Consider the following 19,681-nt stretch of genomic DNA (forward strand, 5'->3'; position numbering starts at 1 on the left):
TTTTAAGTAGGATTAAAAAAGTACAAATGAGGACAATAAATGCATAAAGGATTACATATATTGGATCTATGTTTAACGGTATACTTTCATGTAAGCGTTATCAATAACTGAATGGAGGCGATTCTTTTCATGTATGCCCGGATCATCACCTTGATGAACAACCTGCGTCTGCGGACCAAACTATTCCTGTCCTTTGGCTGTGTCGCCTTGATACCGGTGCTTATTGTGGGAGTGTTCCTGACGGGCGAGCTGCGGAATATGGCAATGGACAATGCCCTGAAGCAGATTACAGCCAATGTGGACCGGGTGAAAAAAAGGACCGGCGAAATGCTGGATGTTCCACTCGACATCGCTTACCGGCTGTCCAATGACAGCCGTCTGGAGGAGGCCGCCAACCACCGCTACGTATCGGTCTATGATGTGGTGCAAGCCTACTGGAATTATCCCGATTTCCGCGAATTTGTCCGGCTGTACAGAGAAATCTCCAGCATCCGCCTCTATATCGACAACCCGACAGTTCTGGACAACTGGGAGTTCCTGCAGGCAGATGAGACGGTCACACAGGAGCCATGGTACCGGACTGCAATGGCCCAGAAGGGGCTGGTGAGCTGGAACTATATCCGCGACAACCGTGATGGCCGGTATTACCTCAGCCTGATCCGCAAAGTCAATTTTTTTAAGCAGCGGACTTCCGGTGTGCTGGTTGTGAACGTGAATACGAACAGACTAAATGGCATCTTGAACCAGGAGTCCTTTGAGACGCTGATCGTCGATGAGAACGACAACATTGTGGCTTCCAACCGCACGGATATTCTCGGCCAAACCCTGGATGACCTGAACTTCAAGGCCGAATCGGCGGCCGGACAAGGGCCTTATAATGTATCCATTGACGGGAAAGCCTTCAAAATGCTGATTGACGACTGGCAGCCGGGCGGAAGTCAGAACAGCCTGCGCATCATCTCCATCTTTTCTGTGGACAGCATTGTCAAGGAGCCCAACCGGATCATTTCGCTGGCTGCTACGGTCATCCTCTCCGCCTTGACTATGGCGATTCTGCTGATCTACTATTTCTCGCGGCTGCTCACGGGACGGATGCTCCAGCTAAGCAAGCATATCTCCAAGGTCGGTTCCGGCAATCTGAGGGCCACGCTTGTCATTGACGGTAAAGATGAAATCGGCCAGCTCGCCAGACAGTTCAATCATATGGTGCGGAACATTAATGATCTAATGAGGGAAGTCCAGGAATCCAACCGGCAAAAAAACGCCATCCTGCTGAAGCAGAACGAGATCAAATTCAAAATGATGGCCAGCCAGATCAACCCCCACTTTCTGTTCAATGCCCTGGAATCCATCCGGATGAAGGCCCATGTCAGGGGCCAGGCCGATATTTCTCAAGTCGTGCGGCTGCTCGGTAAAATGATGCGCAAAAATCTGGAGGTCGGCAACCGGAGAATCAGCCTGCAAAGCGAGCTGGAAACGGTGGGCTGCTACCTGGTCATCCAGAAATTCCGCTATGATGACCGGCTCGCTTATGAGCTGCATGTAGACCCCCAGGCGAATCTTGTCCAGATTCCGCCGCTGATTATTCAGCCGCTGGTGGAGAACTCCGTTGTCCACGGGCTGGAGAACCGGATTGACGGCGGTATGGTCCGGGTGGATATCCGTATCGAAGACGGACGGCTCAAGGTTCAGGTATCCGACAATGGAGCCGGCATTTCCAAAGCGCGGCTGCAGGAAATCCGCCAGATGCTGGAGAGCAAGGATGACTATGAAAGCAATAATATCGGGATGCGCAATATTCATCTGCGGCTGAGGCTGACCTATGGCCCCGAATGCGGGCTTACGCTGGCAAGCCAGGAGGGCTTCGGTACGCAGATCAGCTTTGAAATCCCCCTAAGGAGTGATACTTATGTATAGTGTGCTGATTGTGGATGATGAACTGGCAATCCGGGAGGGACTTGCCACCCTGCTGGACTGGGAGAGCCTTGGCTATACGGTCGTTGATACTGCGGCGAACGCCATAGAAGCGAAGCATAAATACGAGCTGCATTCCCCCGATCTGATGATTATCGATATCCGCATGCCCGGCAGAGACGGGCTGGAGCTGATCCGGGAGCTGCGGGAGGACGATCCGGAGCTGCATATTATCATCCTCAGCGGCTATGCGGATTTCAGCTATGCCAAACGTGCGATGTCTTTGGGGATCGACAATTACCTGCTGAAGCCGGTGGACGAAGATGAACTGCACCTGTATCTGACCAATCTGTCTACAGAGCTTGCAGCGCGGGCGGCCCACCGGAAGAAACATGCCGCCGTCAAAATATGGAGCCGGGAAATGCTGGTCCAGTCCCTGCTGCTGGATAGCAGCCCGCAGGCTCCTTCGGCAATAGCGGCAGCGGCGCTGGAGTCCGGACTGCTCTGGGATTCCTATCAGGTGGTTCTGATCCGGCTGCTGCTCCGGGACAATGCAGACCATGGAACGTCAACGGCTGTCAAGACGAGGCTTGCGGCCAGCTTTGAACAACAGGAATGGGGGGTTGTCTTCTCTCTGGACTCTTATCTGGGCGTCTTGCTGCAGCCTTCGTTTCAGAAGGAGCTGGTGCGCCAACTGATGGTCCAGAATATCCATGAAGCCGTAACCGCCCAAGGGCTGGACTGTATCATCACCGCAGGAGATATGGTGGACTCTTTGGAGGAGGTTCCTGCTTCCAAAGAGTCCGCGCTGGCGCGGATGAAGGAGCATTTCTTCTACGACGAGCCGGGGATAATCGGACCGGATTCCCTCAAGCTGAAGACCGGCCTGCCGGTCAAGCCGGAGGAGGTGGAATCCGGCCTCACGTCTGTGACGGAACGGCTGTATTTTGCCATGGATATCGGCAGCATCAACGTTCTGCCTCCGCTGATTCAGGAGGCTGGAGAGCTGATGATTGCCGCCGGTTATTCCGAAATGGCCGTGAAATCCCGTTATGTCCGCCTGGCCACCTATTTGATCAACAAGCTGCCTCTCCACTACAGGGAGCTGGAGCTGCTGCACAGCAGAATGGATGAACAGATTGAGCAAATTTACAAGCATACCTCACTGCCGAAACTGCAAACCCATATCAACGGTCTCCTGGAGCAATATGCCGGCGGAATTGAACGCGACGATATGGAGGTGTTAATGAAGCGGATGCTGGACCTCATTCACCGCCATTACTCCGAGAATCTGAAGCTGGAGACGCTGGCGGATGTGTTCACTTACAGCAGCGCCTATCTGGGCAAGCTGTTCAAGAACAGCACGGGCTTCTCCTTCAACAGCTATCTGGACAATGTCCGCATCGGTAAAGCCAAGGAACTGCTGGACCAGGGCTGTAAAATCCATCAGGCCGCAAGCGAAGCCGGCTTCAGCGATGTGGATTATTTCCGGGAAAAGTTCAAGAAGATTGAAGGCATCTCCCCTTCCGAATACCGCAGAAAAAACTCTGTATAAACGGAATTCTTTTTCAGAAAGCGCTTACGAAAAAAGCGGATTTCTCCCTGTTTTTTAGCTCAAAACTTCGGGTGTTTCCGTCATTCCCGGTGGATTATGATAAGGCCATATCGAAGGAGGGACATAAATGAAAGCGATTACCGTCAAAGTGAAGCCGGAGCCGAAGAAGCCTGCCTCACGCTTTTGGCCAACGTTCCTGCAGCAGAAATATCTCTACATGATGGCTCTCCCGTTTGTGCTCTGGGCCTTTGTTTTCAACTATCTGCCTTTATGGGGATGGACCATGGCCTTTCAGAAATACAAGCCGGGCAAATCTTTTTTCGAGCAGAAGTGGGTAGGTCTGCAGTACTTCAGGGAGCTGTTCCATGATGAGCAATTCTTCAATGCGCTGCGCAACACACTCGCGATGAGCCTCATGGGCCTGCTGGCCGGATTCATTATTCCCATTGTATTCGCTGTTCTTCTGAATGAATTGCGGCTGATGTTTCTGAAACGTTTTGTCCAGACCGTCTCTTATCTGCCCCACTTCGTGTCCTGGGTCGTTGCGGCCGGGATTATAACCAAGATGCTCTCTACCGACAACGGTGCGGTGAACGATCTGCTGATGAGCCTGCACCTGATCAGCGAACCTATACAATTCATGGCCAAAGGCAATCTGTTCTGGGGCATAGTCACGGCTTCGGATGTCTGGAAGGAAACGGGCTGGAACACGATCATCTATCTGGCTGCGATTTCCGGCATCGGTCCGGAGCTCTATGAAGCCGCAAGAGTGGATGGGGCCAGCCGGCTCCAGCAGGTGCGCAATATTACACTGCCGGGTATCCGGACTACGGTTATTATCCTCCTGATTATGTCGATCGGGCATTTAATCAGCATCGGATTCGAGAAGCAATTCCTGCTCGGCAACAACCTGGTGCGCGATTATTCGCAGACGCTGGATCTGTACGCGCTGAATTACGGGCTGGGGCTGGGGCGTTTCTCCTTCGGGACAGCCATTAACATTTTCAACTCGGTAGTAAGTGTGATTCTGCTGTTCGTCGCCAACGGCATTTTCAAAAAAATAACGAAGGAAAGCATCATATAGGAGGCCCTTTATGCTGAGTAAAAAACTGGCCGCCGCATCCTGGTCGGACCGTATCTTCGATTTGGTAGTCTATGCCGCGATTACAGTGGTGACCATTGCCACGTTATATCCTTTTCTGAATGTGCTGGCGATCTCCTTCAACGACTCCACGGACAGTATCAAAGGCGGAATTACAGTCTATCCGCGCGTGTTCACCGTCAAGAACTATGAAACGATCTTTGCTTATTCCGGGCTGATGACCGGACTGAAGATCTCTGTCCTGCGCACAATCATCGGTACCATCCTCGGGCTGGTCAGCGCCTCCATGCTCGCATTTACTTTAAGCCGGGTGGACTTTCAGGCCCGCAGGTTCGTCTCCACGTTCCTGGCGCTGACGATGTATGTCTCGGGCGGGCTGATTCCGGTCTACATTCTGATCAAAAACCTGGATATGATGGGGACCTTCGGTGTCTATGTCCTCCCCGGCCTCGTCAGCGCCTTCAATGTATTCGTCATCCGTTCCTTCATTGATGGCTTGCCCTACGCCCTTCAGGAATCCGCCAAGCTCGACGGCGCCAATGACTTCACGATTTACTGGCGGGTCATTCTCCCGCTCACCAAACCGGCGCTGGCGACGATTGCGCTGTTCCTGGCCGTCGGCCAGTGGAATGCCTGGTTCGACACCTATCTGTACAACGGTTCCAAGGAGGGTCTGACCACCCTGCAGTTTGAGCTGATGAAGGTCATTCAGAGCACGACAACCAATGCGGATAATTTCCGCGGCCGCAATATGACGGAGGTGATGGCGCAGATCTCCCCGGAATCGGTCAAAATGGCAATCACCATCGTGGTTACGGTGCCTATTCTGGTTGTCTACCCGTTTCTGCAGCGCTACTTCGTCAAGGGGATGACGCTGGGTTCAGTAAAAAGCTAGGCTGCTTCCGGTATCACCAGGCTTTGCCTGTGTACAATACATTTTCGACCAGAAAAAGGGAGGGTTTCTATTCATGACAAGCAAGACAGCGAAACCGTACGTGCTGCTGATGGCTTTGACCTTGCTCCTCAGTGTGCTGGCAGGCTGCAGCGGTTCAAACAATACCAAGAATGCAGCAGACAATGCCAGTGCGACAAAGGCTGCGAACGGAGGCAATGCCAGTGCAGCCGCAGAGGCTACAGCCAAAACCGAAGATTTGAGTCCGCTGACACTCTCCTTCTTCGCGGAAGACCCGAATCCGAACTGGAATAATATGCAGGACGATGTCAGCAAGGTCATCACGGAAAAAACAGGCGTCACGCTGGATGCGGAATTTGCCGTGGGCGACCCGCAGCAGAAAATTGCCCTGATCGCAGCCGGCGGCGAATATCCTGACATCATCTCCGCCAAAGCGGATATCGGCAAGCTGGTCGATGCCGGAGCCGTGATTGATCTGACGGAATTAATCGATAAATATGCCCCCAACATCAAGCGAGTGCTCGGCGATAACCTTGCCCGGGCGAAATATACTAATGAAGACCAGTCCATCTATGCCATTCCGACCTGGGCGGCAATAGATGAGAAGAAATTCGTGGCCGGCGGCGGGTTCGAGCTGCAGCACCGTGTGGTGAAGGAAGCCGGATATCCGGAAATCCGCACGGTTGCCGATTATGAGAATGTGATCAAAGCCTACCTGGAGAAACATCCCACCGATGAGAACGGCAACAAAAATATCGGGCTCTCCCTGAACGCGGATGACTGGCATATGTACATTTCCGTCACCAACCCGGCCGTGGCGACCACTGGTGGCTCGGATGACGGGGAATATTACATTGATCAGGAGACACATGAGGCCATTTACCACTTCCGCCGTCCGGAGGAGAAGGAATATTTCCGCTGGCTGAACCACATGAATGACATCGGCCTGCTCGACAAGGAGAGCTTTGTGCAGAAGTACGACCAATACAAAGCCAAAGTCGCCACCGGACGGGTGCTCGGCCTGATTGACCAGGATTGGGACTACAATGATGCCCAGCAGGCACTTAAGACGGCAGGGAAATATGAACAGACCTACGGCCACTACCCGGTCACACTAACGAAAGATTATAAGGAAACCAGCTTCTGGCCTACCGGGTTCATGGGCGGCTACGGCATCTCGATCTCCAGCACCAACCCGGACCCGGTCCGCACCATCAAGTTCCTGGACTACCTCGCTTCCGACGAAGGCCAGATCCTGAACAACTGGGGGATTGAAGGCAAGCATTATGTGGTGGAGAACGGCAAACGGATCGTTCCTCAGGAAGTTCAGGACCGCATCAACAATGACAATACTGCATTCACTAAGGAATCCGGAATCGGTTTTTACTGGAACATAATGGTTCACTACGGCGATGGCGCCAAGGATTCGACCGGCAACTATTATACGAAGAACTTCCCGGAACAGCTGGTGCTCGGCTACAGCGACGCCGAGAAGGAAACCCTGGCCGCCTACAAAGCCACCACCTGGAAGGATCTGTTCCCGAAAGAAGAGGAATTCAAGGAAAAAGCCTATGGAGCGGCCTGGAACATTGCCATTCCCGGCGAAGATGAAGTCTCCATTCTGGGCAACAAAATGAGGGATATCACGTGGAAACGGATTCCCCAGGCCATCCTGGCGAAACCGGCGGATTTCGATAAAATCTGGGATGCCTACATGGCTGACCTAGACAAAGCCGGCGTGGAAAAAATGGAAAAAGGCTACACCAAATATGTGCAGGACCGTGTGGCTTTGTGGAGCAGTAAATAAAGGATAAGCTTCGCTTCCCCCGAAACATATTAAGTAGAAACGGCTACGCCGTCCTTATTAGGACGGTACCTGTTTCAGCGAGAAATAGAAGGATAATTTATAGCGTGAAACATATAAATTATATTTAAACAAAAACGGCTGTACCGTCCACCATGGGGCTGCGCAGCCGTCTTGGTTCTAGCGTTACCTGGAGATCGACTCCCTATGAATCTACGGCAACTTTTTAAGTGGAAAAAGGTTAACTAATTTGCCGGAGTACCCTATCCTCGCCAGATCTAAGTGGAGAAAGGGACACTAATTCAGCTTATTTCGCCATTGTTTAGGAAAGGTGGCCCAATTAGGTTTACTTTTTCCATTTAACTCTCAGGATTTCTTGATTTCCGGAAAAATAAGTTCCCTTTTTCCAACTAGCATCTGCGAAGAAACCGGTTTGTAATTGTTAGTTGGAATTAGGATATTTAGATCGATTCTCCCTCAGAACTCGGCCTTCGCCGCTCCAACAACGGTATTTCTGCCGTTGTTTCCGGGCAATCTGGCCTTCGCTACTCCAACAACGGCATTTCTGCCGTTGTTTCCGGGCAAGCTGGCCTTCGCTACTCCAACAACGGCATTTCTGCCGTTGTTTCCGGGCAAACTGGCCTTCGTCGCTCCAACAACGGTATTTCTGCCGTTGTTTCCGGGCAAGCTGGCCTTCGCTACTCTAACAACGGCATTTCTGCCGTTGTTTCCGGGCAAGCTGGCCTTCGCCGCTCCAACAACGGTATTTCTGCCGTTGCTCGTTACAAATTCGTCCAAAATATTTATTCTACAACTTTAAGCATAATTTTATCCACTTGCGGAAGCTTCCCGAAATAGAAGGATAATTTATAGCGTGAAGCAGATAAATGTTTGTAATTAAATAAAACAAGGGGTGTCCCAAGCCATTTTGCGGCTTTTGGAGCACCCCTGTTTTACGTTGTGCACTACATGCCTACTGCTGAGGAGATTGCAGCAAAAATCGCCGCCACCAACCAGAGAATCGGAAACAGCTTGAGGATCACCTTCAGCCATTGTCCAAAATTGATCCGGCCGATAGCCAGACCTGCCAGCAGCACCCCGCCTGTCGGAGAGATCAGATTCGTTAATCCATTACCGAATTGGTATGCGGTTACTACCGCTTCGCGGTTAACACCTACCAGATCGCCTAAAGGTGCAAGCACGGGCATCGTTAAGGCCGCTTCCCCGGATGAAGAAGGGACCAGGAACGTTATAATATTGTGAACGATTAGCATGATGGTGGTGAACAAGTAATTCGGCAAGCCTTGCAGCATGGTTGCCAGCCCGTTAAGAATGGTATCGATAATCATCCCGTTCTCGGCAACAACGAGAATTCCCCGGGCCAAGCCGATGATCACCGCAGCATAGATAAATTCTCCGCAGCCTTTGACAAAATTCTCGGCGATTTCCTTCTGGCTCATCCGGGTAACAATGCCCGAAAAAATACCAAGTACAAAGAAAAGCGCTCCAATCTCGGTCATATACCAGCCTTTGCTCAATATCCCCCAGACAATAAGCCCCAAGGTAACGATAAATCCGCCAATAATCAATTTATCCCGGTTCGAGAATTTTACTTCTATCCCGTCCGTCTCCTTGATGAAGTGCTGACGGTTGATAATATCGTTCTGGAAAACTGCCGATTTCTCCGGGTTCTTCTTCACCCGGTGTGCATACCACATCGTAAAGCCAACGGATATCCCAGTAAAAACAATCCATTCAATAAATCTCAGCCATAACTGCGGATTTCCCTGCACCCCCGCTACGCCTTGGGCGATCAATACAGAGAACGGATTGACGGTTGATCCGACATAACCGATCTGTGTTCCGAGGAAAAGGATGAGAATTGCCGTCATGGAGTCAAAACCTAAGGCAAACATCAACGGGATAAAAATAGCATACAATGGTATGATTTCTTCACTCATCCCAAAGGTGGAACCCCCAAGGCTGAAAATAACCATGGCAATCGGGATTAGCAATATTCCTTTTGTTTTGAGCCTGCCGGCTAAAGCCATCAATGCCCGGTCGATCGCTCCGGTCTGCAAAATGATTCCAAAAGCTCCCCCTACAACCAGAACGAAGGCCACAACATCGGCAGCATTGATAATGCCCTCCATCGGCGCACTGGCAATTTGGGCAAAACCCTGTCTCAAGTCCCCTTGTTCACTGGTTTTGGGTACGGTGTGGTAGGTTCCCGGGATAATGGCTGTCCGGGAAGAACCATCCACCACAACCTCCTGGCGGTCAAATTGCCCGCTGGGGACAATCCAGGTCAGACCGGCAATAGCGACAATAATCAGGAAAATCAATGTATAGCTATGAGGAAGGGACCATTTCCATTTGCGTTTAACCGTTTCCATTTCTACCCCTCGTTCCTGGCAGCATCATAGGTGATTTGACCGGCGGTAATCGTCAAGATCACATGTGCGTCTCTAATCTCGGTTGCTGTTGTATCTAAAAGATTACGGTCAAATACGGCAATATCAGCAGCTTTTCCAGCTTCCAAAGTTCCTGTACGTTCTTCCATACCGCAATGTCTGGCACCGTTGATGGTCCAAGCCTTTAAGACTTCTGCAGCAGGCATCCCCTGCTCCAAATGCCATCCTCCTGAAGGCGATCCGTCAGGAAACAACCGGAAAGAAGCCGCATACAGCGAATCAGGAACACTGGTTAGGAAAAGCGGCAAATCCGTACCAATCGTAACCGGAACATTGGCTTCCAGCATGGACTTGTAATTATAAAAGCGGCTTTCATTTTCTTTTCCGGCCACCGCCGCCATGTAAGCCTCCTCATAGGAAGGATTCAAGAGCAGGATCTGAGCATATATCTCGGCAAATATCCCATTATCGCCCATCCTCCGGATATCATCGGGATGAGGATATTCCAGATCACTGATCGAATGCCTGATCCGCTGATCTCCCCGGCTGCGGTTGCAGCCTTCGATCATATCCACAGCCTTGCGGATCGCCGCATCCCCTTCAGCCGTAAGACAGCATTTGATCCCATGGCTGTCCGCTGCCTGCACGGCCCTTTCAATCGCTTCGTAATCAACAGGCCGCAGGGTGGTAACGCCGGGCATATCCGCGTAAGGCTCCAGCATATCTCCCGTATGATCAGCTACTACACCGTCCATCATCAGCTTATAGCCCTGAAAACGGAGAAACTCTCCTTGATAACGCTCTTTATACTGCAGTCCTGCGGGAATATCCAGCGGCTGCAATACAGGTTCAAGTGCGAAATGAACCCGCAGCGGCAGCTCTCCTGCAGCTTCCAGCTCTTCAAGGACCGGAAGCAGGCCGCTGTGGCGGTCAAAGCCGATATCTTTTATAGAAGTAACGCCCCGTTTGGCAAGCATCCGGGCGAAGTCCAGAAACTCCTGTCTGACTAATTCCCGGTCCTGCATCATGTCCATCAGCAGACGGGCACGTGATTCCGCACTGCATTGGTCAGGGGCAAACTGATACTTATCCTGGGCGAATTGGTTCATCCAACAATAGCTTTTGGTCCGGTTAATGGCGATTACAGGCCTTCCGGGAAAAACTTCGTCTAATAAGCTTTGCCCCGGAAGCTGTCCCCAATCCTCTTCGCTCCAGCCGTAAGCGTATACATTTTGCTCTGAGGGACTTTTTGCAGCTTCTTGCCTAAGCAGCTGCAGAGCCTCGTCAATTGTAGCCGCATTTGTCAGATCCACACCACGGTGCATAGACATGTACCCGGTAAAAAAGACATGGTTATCATGCACACCGGGCATAATGAACGCATCCTTCAGATGATGAACAACTGTTGCCGGTCCAATCCAGTCTTCGGCTTCTGCCGGGCTGCCGACCGCGACGATGTGCTCACCTTGCAGGGCAACAAATGCTGATGATACGCTATCCTCTATTCCTGTAAATACTGCATTAGACAACAGTACTCTGTCTGCAAAACCATGTGCTGCTGCTTCCATGATTTCAACGCCTTTCTGCCGAATGTCAATACGACTTATAACGTTATATCAAAACTTCTGCTTCCTGCTTACCGCAAGAAGCAGAATGAATTACAAAGTAAATTGATAACGGTCACCGATAATGTACTGCTTGCCCACATGAACAGGCTGACTATGCTGGTCATAAATAATTGTATTCATATAGAACAATGGCTGGCCAATCGGAATTTCCAGTAATTTCGCCTGCTGCTCATCAGCCAGGGTAATTTGCAATACCGTCTCTCCCGGCTGGTTGGGATCAATCTGATAACGGTCCCGCAGCAGCTCATACACCGAGCCTTCCAGACTTTCCTCCATTAGAAAGGAGAATCGCTCAAACGGATAATAGTTATTTTCCAGCATGAGCGGTCTTTCACCGGCATATCTTTTACGCTGAATATAGAGCACCGGCTCACCCTGCTGTATTTGCAGCCGCTCTGCGGTTTCCTGGTCGGCCTTAATCTTCTTCCTCTCGGTTATGGCGCTGTGCGAAGACAATCCATTGGCTCTGCAGGCAGCCGTAAAACTGATGATATGCTCAATCTTGCGTCCGATCTTATGCGCATTAACAAAGGTGCCCTTGCCCTGGCGTTTTGTCAGATAGCCTTCACTCACCAATTCCTCGATAGCTTTCCTTACCGTAATCCGGCTGACATTGTAGTTCGCGCTTAGCTCAATTTCAGTAGGGATTTTATCTCCGGGATTAAAGGTTCCATTCGCAATGGCGGATTGGACTGCCTTTTTCAATTGGATATATAGAGGCTCAGCCTGTTCTGAATTTAACATCATTTACCCTCACTTGTGATATAACGTTATATTACTCTATGGTTAGAGTAACAAACGATTCTCTTTTTCACAAGCAAAGATAGAACGTTGCCGTTATCAGTAACGGGCGCCGAATCCAAAGGAACCTTCTACCCTACAGCTCTTGGCTGCTAATCTGGAGCCTTCCTGCATAGCCGCTTGAATATTCCCGTCCTTAATCATACTCATTAAAAAGGCTGTAATGTAGGAATCGCCTGCCCCCATCGTATCCACGGCCTCAATAAGTTCCGGAGTCTGGTAATAAAAGGCTGTTCCATCATAGGCAATGGATCTGTCGCCGCCGCGGGTTGCAACCAATATCTGTCCGTCTCTTCTGCGTTTGGCCTTAATATAGTTCCGCGTCTCTTCGTCGGTCATATGGCTACAGGAAAAGAAAGCAAAATCCGCATTCCCGATATACCGTTCTACTTGCTCATCCTCAAAGTCATCCGAGAAATCAAAGGAGAGGGGAATCCCCAGTTCATTCAGCTCTCCAAGCAGATGTCCAGTGTGGCTATAAAGCCCCGTATGAATAATGTCAAAGCCCCGGATATATTCTCTGTCGGCTTCGCTCAGCATAATCGGATTCAGCCTGGTGACTCCGCCTTCGTTGCTGCCCAGAAATATCCGTTCCCCGTTCTCCAGGGTAACACGTGCACATCCGTTCTCGCCGCTGTGATGTCTGCAGTGTGAGATATCAATCTCTAGCTGCTGCAGCGTATTTTCCACAAGCCGTGCTTCGTCATCATCGCCGAACACACCGAGAAACGCCGCGTCCGCACCTTCTCCTTTGGCGAAAACACTGAAGTTAAGCGCATTGCCGCCGGGATACATCGTACGCTGATGAACATACTTGTCGACCACATTATCGCCAATCCCTAAGACTTTCATGGTTGTTCCTCCCGATTAGTAGGCTACTTTCCCCATGTAACGGCGGGTTTCCAGCGGATGATTTCTTACTTCGGCAAGCGCCTCGCGATAGACACAAATGATGCTGTAGAATAGTACCGGATTGAAGAATTCCACAACCTCGTCGGCAATCGTACCAATTCCAAGCTCCTTGGCATCAATCACTTCGACTTTCTCCGCATACTGATTCAGGAAGGTCCGGGCACGTTCATCCAGCTCACGGGTACGGCCTTCATTCATCATCAGAATGAACGGTGTTTCTTTATCCGTCACTTCAAATGGACCATGGAAGTACTCACCGGAGTGAATAGCCGCAGCATGCAGCCATTGCATTTCCATCAGCGAGCAGATCGCAAAGCCGTAAGCATGTCCGTAGGATGCTCCACTCGTCAAGATATAGTAAAGCTCCTCATTGCGGTACTTGTCGGCAAAAACACGGGCACGCGGAGCGACCTGCTTTTTACCCTGGTTAATAATGCCGTTGATGGTTTCTAAGCCTTTTTGAAAAGCTTCAGCATGCGCATACCCTTCAACCACATGCAGCAATTGAGCAGCGAGATCCAGAATGATAGCCATCGGATTGTTTTTGACATTGCTGTCATCTCCCCATTCATACAGGAAGGAATAATCGGAGTAATTCAGTAATGCGGCTTCCTTGTTGTGGGTTAGGCCAATGGTATGGGCTCCATGCTCTTTGGCTGCTTGCGCCGCAGCTACCGATTCCGGCGTATTTCCGCCATGGGAACAAACGATGACTACCGATTGCGCACCCAGACGTTTAGGCAATGCATGAACGAATTCATTCGCTGTATAAAGTCCTGCTACCAGCTTCTTCGCTTCACTATCAAGAAAATACTTGGAAGGATACATATCGACCAGTGAACCCCCGCAAGCTACAAAATATACCTCAGAAATTCCTTCAGCCACTTTTTCACGGATACTCTGGACAACCTGATTTACATTCATTTGATTCTCTCCTTTGACATAACGTTATATAACGTATTGTTTACGAGATAAATATAACCGCTTTCAAAAAAACTGTCAAGACTTTATTCAATAATTTAAAACGAAGGGGTTCGCTCTTCTAGTAAGTGTGTCTATTTGCTTTTTTGAATCTGCAGCAGAACGCCTATTCCCTCTGAGGCTTCTAAGATATCCACATTTTTTTACATTGTATAGTTTCCTATAGAACAAAAAAACGGCCACACTGCCCTCACTGGACAGCGCAGCCGGATCGGATAAGATCAGGCGACTCGGGACCCTACAGCTCATCACCCTCCGGTTGGACCTGTAGTTCGCTTTCCGGGGAGACGGGTTCACCCTCCGGGGCGACAGCGGTTCGCCTTCCAGGGAGATTAGTAGGTTACCCTCGGGGTAGACCAATAGAATCGGCCCCATCAGGCAAACCGCTCCTTGGATTGGATCAGACGGCCAGGGCATTTGCTGGTTCAGCCAGCCCACCCCTTGCTTGGATCAGACGGCCAGGGCATTATCTGGTTCAGCCAGCCCACCCCTTGCTTGGATCAGACGCCAGGGCATTTGCTGGTTCAGCCGCCGACCCCAAGTGGAAAAATGGAGCTTAAATTCTCCCCCTTGCATGATCCGCAGGTGTTAGGTGGAAAAAGGATAACTAATCTGACCGATTCGCACACTTACAGGCGATTCCGGCTATATTAAGTTTCCTTTTTCCCACTATTTCCTTTTAAGTAAGGTTTTCCGTCATTTTAAGTGTACTAATTCCACTTCACTGTGCCGCTAAGCTTCGGGCAGACGCTCCATAACAGGCAGAACATACCGCCTCAAGGCATCTTATTTTTTTATTTCATCCATGTATTTTCTGAAATTTTCAGCAATTTCCTTAGAACGGGTATGATGTAAATAGTGTCCCCCTTCGAGAGTCATCACCTTTCCATATTTGGATTCTTTGGCTTGTTCTTCATGCAGCGGTATCCAGTTTTTAACGCCTTTATTGTCCGCTTGCACTAACAAGATCACAGGAAACGTTTCTGGGAATTTTAACTTTTGGGCCTCTCTAAAATTAGAAGAAATATGTTTCATTTCATTCAACAGAGTGGCATTATTTCCGACTTTATTCGCCAGCATTAACATTTGTTCCTTGGTTTGATCGTCAAAGGCTGAGGAAGCATAGGGGTCGTTCAAACTATTGACCAATCGTAAAAGCCCTGATTTTTGGAGAAAGGCCAACGTTTTTAATGGTAATTCAGCATCCATTCCCCCTTGTGTGGGTACACTGCTGTCGATTCCGGCAAAAGCAATCACTTCATTTGGATATTTATTCACATAACTCAGGCTGTAAATGCCTGCAATGGAGTGGCCCATCAAAACATAACGTTTGATGTTCAACTGTTGCAGTGCCTCATGAACTTCACTGACAATATTCTCTGTGCTGCGCTCTTTATCCGTTTCATCACTTAAACCATACCCAAAGGGCTCAACCACAACCATTTTGTAGAATGGAGACAGTTCATCAATTAGCGGCTTAAAATCAAGACCCGGCGCAGGGGTTCCGGCACCAGGCAGAAGCACAATGGTTTCATCCCCGCTCCCTTGAATCAGAACATTCATCTTTTTGCCGTCCACAGGCACCAGCTGGCCATAGGGTTTTATTTTTCCAAGCTCCGATTTGTTGCTTATAATATTAACGGTAAACACAATAGCCATAAAAAGGACTATTAATGCCGCTATAGCTCCTATGGTTTTTAGAATTATGCGAAGGGGCTTGCCCATCCTCTTGTCCGTTCCCTCTTCTTTTCGTTTCATGCTCATCTTCTCCTGTCCATATCTATCTATTTATCGGGCTGCCTTAACATGCCGTTAAGAGAAGCTTATACGACTAAGATGTCCCCATCATGACGGCAATATGAACGGAGTATGAACAAGCACAAAAATGCTGCGGCATCATATGCAAGAAAAGCCTGCACATGGGCCGCAGCATGGTGAATCTGGTGTAGACAATCCGTTTGATACCTAATCATCCGACTGATCCGCAGGCGCTGACATTGGCAAAATCACAATGAAAGTTGTGCCCCGGCCGGGCTCGCTCTCCACCCGGATTTCGCCTTGATGAAGCGATATGATCTGTTTCACAATGGCAAGTCCCATACCGCTGCCGCCGTACTTGCGGCTGTGCGAACGGTCTGCCTTAAAAAAACGTTCAAATATAAGCTTTTGGTCTTCGGGGGAAATCCCTATGCCCGTGTCGGAGATCCGGACGATCACGTTGTTGATATCCTGTTGGATGCTGACGTTAATCACGCCGCCATCCATAGAAAACTTGATGCCGTTGCCGATAAGGTTCGTCCATACCTGGTTTAATTGGTCATAATCAGCCATTAGCCGAACGGCATTCAAATTGAGCTCGAAACGGATATTCCGGGCCGACCATTGCGGCTGAAGCGCGACAATAACCCGTCTAATCTGTTCATCAAGACCGAACGTACTGAGCCCCAATTGCAGTGTCTGTGATTCAAGCAAGCTTAGCTTGAGCAGGCTATCGCTCATTTTGGACATCCGCTCGGCCTCAGCGATGATAATATCGAGATAACGGCTTCGCTCAGGCTCTGCAAGGTTTACTTGCTTGAGCGCTTTAGCATAACCGGATATCGAGGTGAGCGGCGACTGGACTTCGTGAGACACATTCGATACAAAGTCCCTGCGCATCTGCTCCAGCTGCTGCAGATCGTGCATCATGTCTTCAAAGCTGCGGGCCAACGTGCCCAGCTCACCCTTTTGCTTAATATTCAGCTTGACGTTGAAATCTCCAGTGGCTATCTGCCTGGTCGCTTTGGTCAGCTCCTTGATCGGCCTGACCAGGAACATGGCGGCAACCAGAATGAATAGACTGCCTGCGATCAGAGAATAGGCTGCAAAGTTAAAAATCCAACTGACGAAAAAGGTAGCGGAAGGGGGAGCAATCGCGTTCACAAACAGCGCTTTTTTTCCCGTTTTCGTTGTCAACGGCAACCCCAGAAGGCTCTTTTCCACACCGGTTACTTGAATTACTTCTCCGGCCAGTACCGCCTTAACTTGATCCATAGTGATTGGGGAAACATGGCTTCCGTTAAGCGTACCGTAGGATTGGAACTGCCCCGTTCCTTCATATACCCGAATATAATAATTGAGCTGTTTCATGTCACTTAGGTAATTGTCTACTTCTTGTAATGGGAATGACTCGTACATCCGGACGATATCCTGGCCAAAATAAAGCAAGTTGGTTTTTAAGTTTTCGTTAAACTGGTCAAAATATACCCAAGTTGCCACCAGTAAAGCAATGATTGTGCCCCCGATTACGGAGCCCAGATAGGTCAGGACGACCCGTGTGTATAAGGATTTGATCATTCGTGAGCCTCAAGCCGGTAGCCAAGCCCGCGCACGGTTTCGATCCGAAAATCAGGTGTAGCCGCGAACCGTTCACGCAGCCGTTTAATATGCACATCTACCGTCCGGTCATCAACAGCATAATCGATCCCCCAGATCTGATCGATCAACTGCCCGCGCGTATAGACTTGTCCGGGTGTTGCAGCCAGCTTATACAGCAATTCGAACTCCTTCAGCGGCAGCGTAAGCGACTCCGTTCCTCTCATCACCTTATAGGTCTGCCGGTCAAGGATGACATTGCCGAATTGAATCTTCTGTTCGGAGCCAATCCGGTATCGTTTCAGTAATGCCCGGACACGCGCCGTCAATTCGAGCGGATCGAAAGGCTTCGTCAAATAATCATCCGTCCCAAGCTCGAAGCCTTTCACTTTCTCCCAGGTTTCGCCTCTCGCCGTCAGCATAAGCAGCGGAAGATCAGGATTAATCCGTCTGAGCTCCTTGCATAACGTCCATCCATCCATAACCGGCATCATGATATCCAGCACGACAAGATCGGCTTGCGTCGAGCTATATACGCTCAGCGCTTCCTTGCCGTCCGCAGCTTCGGCTGTCTGGAATCCGTCATTGCGGAGAAATAAACTTACGAGCTCGCGAATGTTCGCATCATCGTCAGCAACCAATATAGTAGGCATTCGTTCCCTCTTTCCTTGTTGTCCATCCTAATCATTATACAAAAAAATAACCTGTAATGTTCCTTCACCTCTCCTCCTAATAATCCTCCCGCCAACACCAATTGCCGCACATACAGCGTCCAAACCAGCAGGAGAACAGCAAAAAGCCCTCAAAGCCGCTTGGTCAGCGGTCTTGAAGGCTCTTGCTTTTACTAATTCGTATAAATATAACCTCTTCATTTCAGCTCATCCCTCTGATAGAGGAAACCCAAAATACCGCTCGGCGTTATGATAGCAAATGTCCTGAACGATACTTCCCAGGAAAGCCAGATCCCCTGGCGCATCGCCGCTGGCGACCCAGCCGCCGATCAGATTGCACAGAATCCGCCGGAAATAATCATGCCGGGTATAGGACAGGAAGGACCGCGAATCGGTGAGCATCCCTACAAAACAGCTGAGCAGACCCAGATTCGACAAAGACGTTAATTGCTTGATCATCCCGTCCTTCTGGTCGTTGTACCACCAGCCGGAGCCGAACTGGATTTTGCCCTTGATGCCGCCCCCCTGAAAAGAACCCGCCATCGCAGCCAGCACATCATTCTGCACCGCATTCAGATTATACAGGATCGTTCTCGGGAGCTCGCCGGTCCGCTCCAGTCCGTCAAGCAGCTTGTACAAGCTGTCGGCATAGCTGTTATCCCCGATGGTATCAAAGCCGGTATCCGGACCCAGCTCGCGGAACCTCCGTGAATTCGGATTGCGGATCGCTCCGATATGAAGCTGCATGGCCCAGCCGCAGGTAGCATATTTGCGGCCCATGGCCAGGAACAACGCGGTCTGGTACTGGTCGGATTCCAGACGGCTCAAGGTTCCCCCGCTCAGGCGTTTGCTGAAAATGTCTTCCAGCACAGAAGGCGCCGCCTCCGCATAGGGAAGATGCGAGAACCCGTGGTCGGAGATTTTGCAGCCGTGCTTGTCAAAATATTCAATCCGCTCCAGCAGGGCGCGTTCCATAAGTGCATAGGAAGTTATCGCATAGCCGGCAGCCTGCTCCAGACTGCGGACATAATCCGGAAAAGCTTCTGCATCAATCTGCAGCGCCTTATCCGGTCTGAACGTCGGAGTAACCCCGGTTTGGAACGCCGTTTGCCCGGCAATTTGGCCATGGTAGCGCAGATCATCGGCCGGATCATCCGTGGTGCAGATCCATTTCACATTGGATCGGGTAATCAGCCCTTGCGCTGTGAAGCCGTCCTGGGCAATCAGAGTATTGCAGTGGTCATAAATCCGCCGCCAATTCTGGGGGCCAAGCTGCTCCTCCACGCCAAAATAGGCTTTCAGCTCCAGCGCGGACCAATGATACAGCGGGTTGCCAACCGTATAGGGCAGCACCTCGCTCCATTTGGCGAATTTTTCTTCATCCGAAGCATTGCCGGTGATATATTTCTCTTCGACCCCGAACGTTCGCAGCGCCCGCCATTTATAGTGGTCCCCGCCCAGCCACACCTCGGTGATGCTGCCAAAGCGTTTGTTCCCGGCGATCGCTTGCGGGTCAAGGTGGCAATGATAATCGATAATGGGCAAAGCTTCGGCATACTCATGGTAGAGCACCCGCGCTTCTTCCGACTGCAGCAGAAAATCCTCGTGAATAAAAGCCTTCATCACTATACT

15 protein-coding genes are annotated in these 19,681 nt (G+C 50.3%); 6 read left to right on the plus strand and 9 right to left on the minus strand.

Annotation, left to right across the window (positions count from 1 at the left end; translation table 11 throughout):
• Window positions 1-129 precede the first annotated feature (129 nt).
• The 6 genes from PGRAT_RS21520 to PGRAT_RS33390 all read left to right on the plus strand — a co-directional run bounded on the left by PGRAT_RS21520 (window position 130) and on the right by PGRAT_RS33390 (window position 8,108).
• Window positions 130-1,917, plus strand: coding sequence for a sensor histidine kinase (locus PGRAT_RS21520; protein ID WP_025704942.1), 1,788 nt, complete (start codon window positions 130-132; stop codon window positions 1,915-1,917).
• Complete coding sequence (locus tag PGRAT_RS21525) at window positions 1,910-3,469, plus strand: response regulator (protein ID WP_025704941.1); 1,560 nt, start codon at window positions 1,910-1,912, stop codon at window positions 3,467-3,469. The genes PGRAT_RS21520 and PGRAT_RS21525 overlap by 8 nt, the downstream gene beginning before the upstream one ends.
• A gap of 127 nt (window positions 3,470-3,596) precedes the next feature.
• Window positions 3,597-4,553, plus strand: coding sequence for an ABC transporter permease (locus tag PGRAT_RS21530; protein ID WP_025704940.1), 957 nt, complete (start codon window positions 3,597-3,599; stop codon window positions 4,551-4,553).
• 10 nt (window positions 4,554-4,563) lie between these two features.
• Window positions 4,564-5,466, plus strand: coding sequence for a carbohydrate ABC transporter permease (locus PGRAT_RS21535; protein WP_025704939.1), 903 nt, complete (start codon window positions 4,564-4,566; stop codon window positions 5,464-5,466).
• Between the two features lie 73 nt (window positions 5,467-5,539).
• Complete coding sequence (locus tag PGRAT_RS21540) at window positions 5,540-7,291, plus strand: ABC transporter substrate-binding protein (protein ID WP_025704938.1); 1,752 nt, start codon at window positions 5,540-5,542, stop codon at window positions 7,289-7,291.
• Between the two features lie 436 nt (window positions 7,292-7,727).
• Window positions 7,728-8,108, plus strand: a complete 381-nt coding sequence (locus PGRAT_RS33390; RefSeq protein WP_156124075.1) for a hypothetical protein — start codon at window positions 7,728-7,730, stop codon at window positions 8,106-8,108.
• A gap of 145 nt (window positions 8,109-8,253) precedes the next feature.
• Here PGRAT_RS33390 and PGRAT_RS21550 read toward each other — a convergent pair whose 3' ends face one another.
• From PGRAT_RS21550 to uxaC, 9 genes are all read right to left on the minus strand, one after another.
• The gene (locus tag PGRAT_RS21550) at window positions 8,254-9,684 is read right to left on the minus strand and encodes a YfcC family protein (protein ID WP_025704937.1); all 1,431 of its coding nucleotides are present in this window, start codon (window positions 9,682-9,684) and stop codon (window positions 8,254-8,256) included.
• Window positions 9,685-9,686: 2 nt separating this feature from the next.
• The gene (locus PGRAT_RS21555; RefSeq protein WP_025704936.1) at window positions 9,687-11,270 is read right to left on the minus strand and encodes an amidohydrolase; all 1,584 of its coding nucleotides are present in this window, start codon (window positions 11,268-11,270) and stop codon (window positions 9,687-9,689) included.
• 90 nt (window positions 11,271-11,360) lie between these two features.
• Window positions 11,361-12,077, minus strand: a complete 717-nt coding sequence (locus tag PGRAT_RS21560; protein ID WP_238326777.1) for a GntR family transcriptional regulator — start codon at window positions 12,075-12,077, stop codon at window positions 11,361-11,363.
• A 93-nt stretch (window positions 12,078-12,170) separates the two neighbouring features.
• A complete protein-coding gene (locus tag PGRAT_RS21565) occupies window positions 12,171-12,983 on the minus strand; it encodes a fructoselysine 6-kinase (RefSeq protein ID WP_025704934.1) in 813 nt (270 codons plus the stop codon).
• A gap of 15 nt (window positions 12,984-12,998) precedes the next feature.
• Entirely contained in the window at window positions 12,999-13,967 is a 969-nt protein-coding gene (locus PGRAT_RS21570; RefSeq protein WP_025704933.1) for an SIS domain-containing protein, read from the minus strand.
• Window positions 13,968-14,810: 843 nt separating this feature from the next.
• Window positions 14,811-15,782, minus strand: coding sequence for an alpha/beta hydrolase (locus PGRAT_RS21575; RefSeq protein WP_025704932.1), 972 nt, complete (start codon window positions 15,780-15,782; stop codon window positions 14,811-14,813).
• 207 nt (window positions 15,783-15,989) lie between these two features.
• Window positions 15,990-17,360 carry a sensor histidine kinase gene (locus tag PGRAT_RS21580; RefSeq protein ID WP_025704931.1) on the minus strand — a complete coding sequence of 457 codons (1,371 nt, stop codon included), beginning with the start codon at window positions 17,358-17,360 and terminating at the stop codon, window positions 15,990-15,992.
• A complete protein-coding gene (locus tag PGRAT_RS21585) occupies window positions 17,357-18,031 on the minus strand; it encodes a response regulator transcription factor (RefSeq protein WP_025704930.1) in 675 nt (224 codons plus the stop codon). Before PGRAT_RS21585 ends, PGRAT_RS21580 begins: the two co-directional genes overlap by 4 nt.
• A gap of 225 nt (window positions 18,032-18,256) precedes the next feature.
• Window positions 18,257-19,672, minus strand: coding sequence for a glucuronate isomerase (gene uxaC, locus PGRAT_RS21590; protein ID WP_025704928.1), 1,416 nt, complete (start codon window positions 19,670-19,672; stop codon window positions 18,257-18,259).
• Between the last annotated feature and the right edge of the window lie 9 nt (window positions 19,673-19,681).

Origin of the sequence: Paenibacillus graminis (genome assembly GCF_000758705.1) — a bacterium.
Lineage (GTDB): Bacteria > Bacillota > Bacilli > Paenibacillales > Paenibacillaceae > Paenibacillus_AQ > Paenibacillus_AQ graminis.

What these genes read in the sequence shown, in the direction of transcription:
- PGRAT_RS21520 (WP_025704942.1), top strand. Translation starts at nt 130, where the DNA reads ATGTATGCCCGGATCATCACCTTGATGAACAACCTGCGTCTGCGGACC.
- PGRAT_RS21525 (WP_025704941.1), top strand. Translation starts at nt 1,910, where the DNA reads ATGTATAGTGTGCTGATTGTGGATGATGAACTGGCAATCCGGGAGGGA.
- PGRAT_RS21530 (WP_025704940.1), top strand. Translation starts at nt 3,597, where the DNA reads ATGAAAGCGATTACCGTCAAAGTGAAGCCGGAGCCGAAGAAGCCTGCC.
- PGRAT_RS21535 (WP_025704939.1), top strand. Translation starts at nt 4,564, where the DNA reads ATGCTGAGTAAAAAACTGGCCGCCGCATCCTGGTCGGACCGTATCTTC.
- PGRAT_RS21540 (WP_025704938.1), top strand. Translation starts at nt 5,540, where the DNA reads ATGACAAGCAAGACAGCGAAACCGTACGTGCTGCTGATGGCTTTGACC.
- PGRAT_RS21550 (WP_025704937.1), bottom strand. Translation starts at nt 9,684, where the DNA reads ATGGAAACGGTTAAACGCAAATGGAAATGGTCCCTTCCTCATAGCTAT.
- PGRAT_RS21555 (WP_025704936.1), bottom strand. Translation starts at nt 11,270, where the DNA reads ATGGAAGCAGCAGCACATGGTTTTGCAGACAGAGTACTGTTGTCTAAT.
- PGRAT_RS21560 (WP_238326777.1), bottom strand. Translation starts at nt 12,077, where the DNA reads ATGATGTTAAATTCAGAACAGGCTGAGCCTCTATATATCCAATTGAAA.
- PGRAT_RS21565 (WP_025704934.1), bottom strand. Translation starts at nt 12,983, where the DNA reads ATGAAAGTCTTAGGGATTGGCGATAATGTGGTCGACAAGTATGTTCAT.
- PGRAT_RS21570 (WP_025704933.1), bottom strand. Translation starts at nt 13,967, where the DNA reads ATGAATGTAAATCAGGTTGTCCAGAGTATCCGTGAAAAAGTGGCTGAA.
- PGRAT_RS21575 (WP_025704932.1), bottom strand. Translation starts at nt 15,782, where the DNA reads ATGAAACGAAAAGAAGAGGGAACGGACAAGAGGATGGGCAAGCCCCTT.
- PGRAT_RS21580 (WP_025704931.1), bottom strand. Translation starts at nt 17,360, where the DNA reads ATGATCAAATCCTTATACACACGGGTCGTCCTGACCTATCTGGGCTCC.
- PGRAT_RS21585 (WP_025704930.1), bottom strand. Translation starts at nt 18,031, where the DNA reads ATGCCTACTATATTGGTTGCTGACGATGATGCGAACATTCGCGAGCTC.
- uxaC (WP_025704928.1), bottom strand. Translation starts at nt 19,672, where the DNA reads ATGAAGGCTTTTATTCACGAGGATTTTCTGCTGCAGTCGGAAGAAGCG.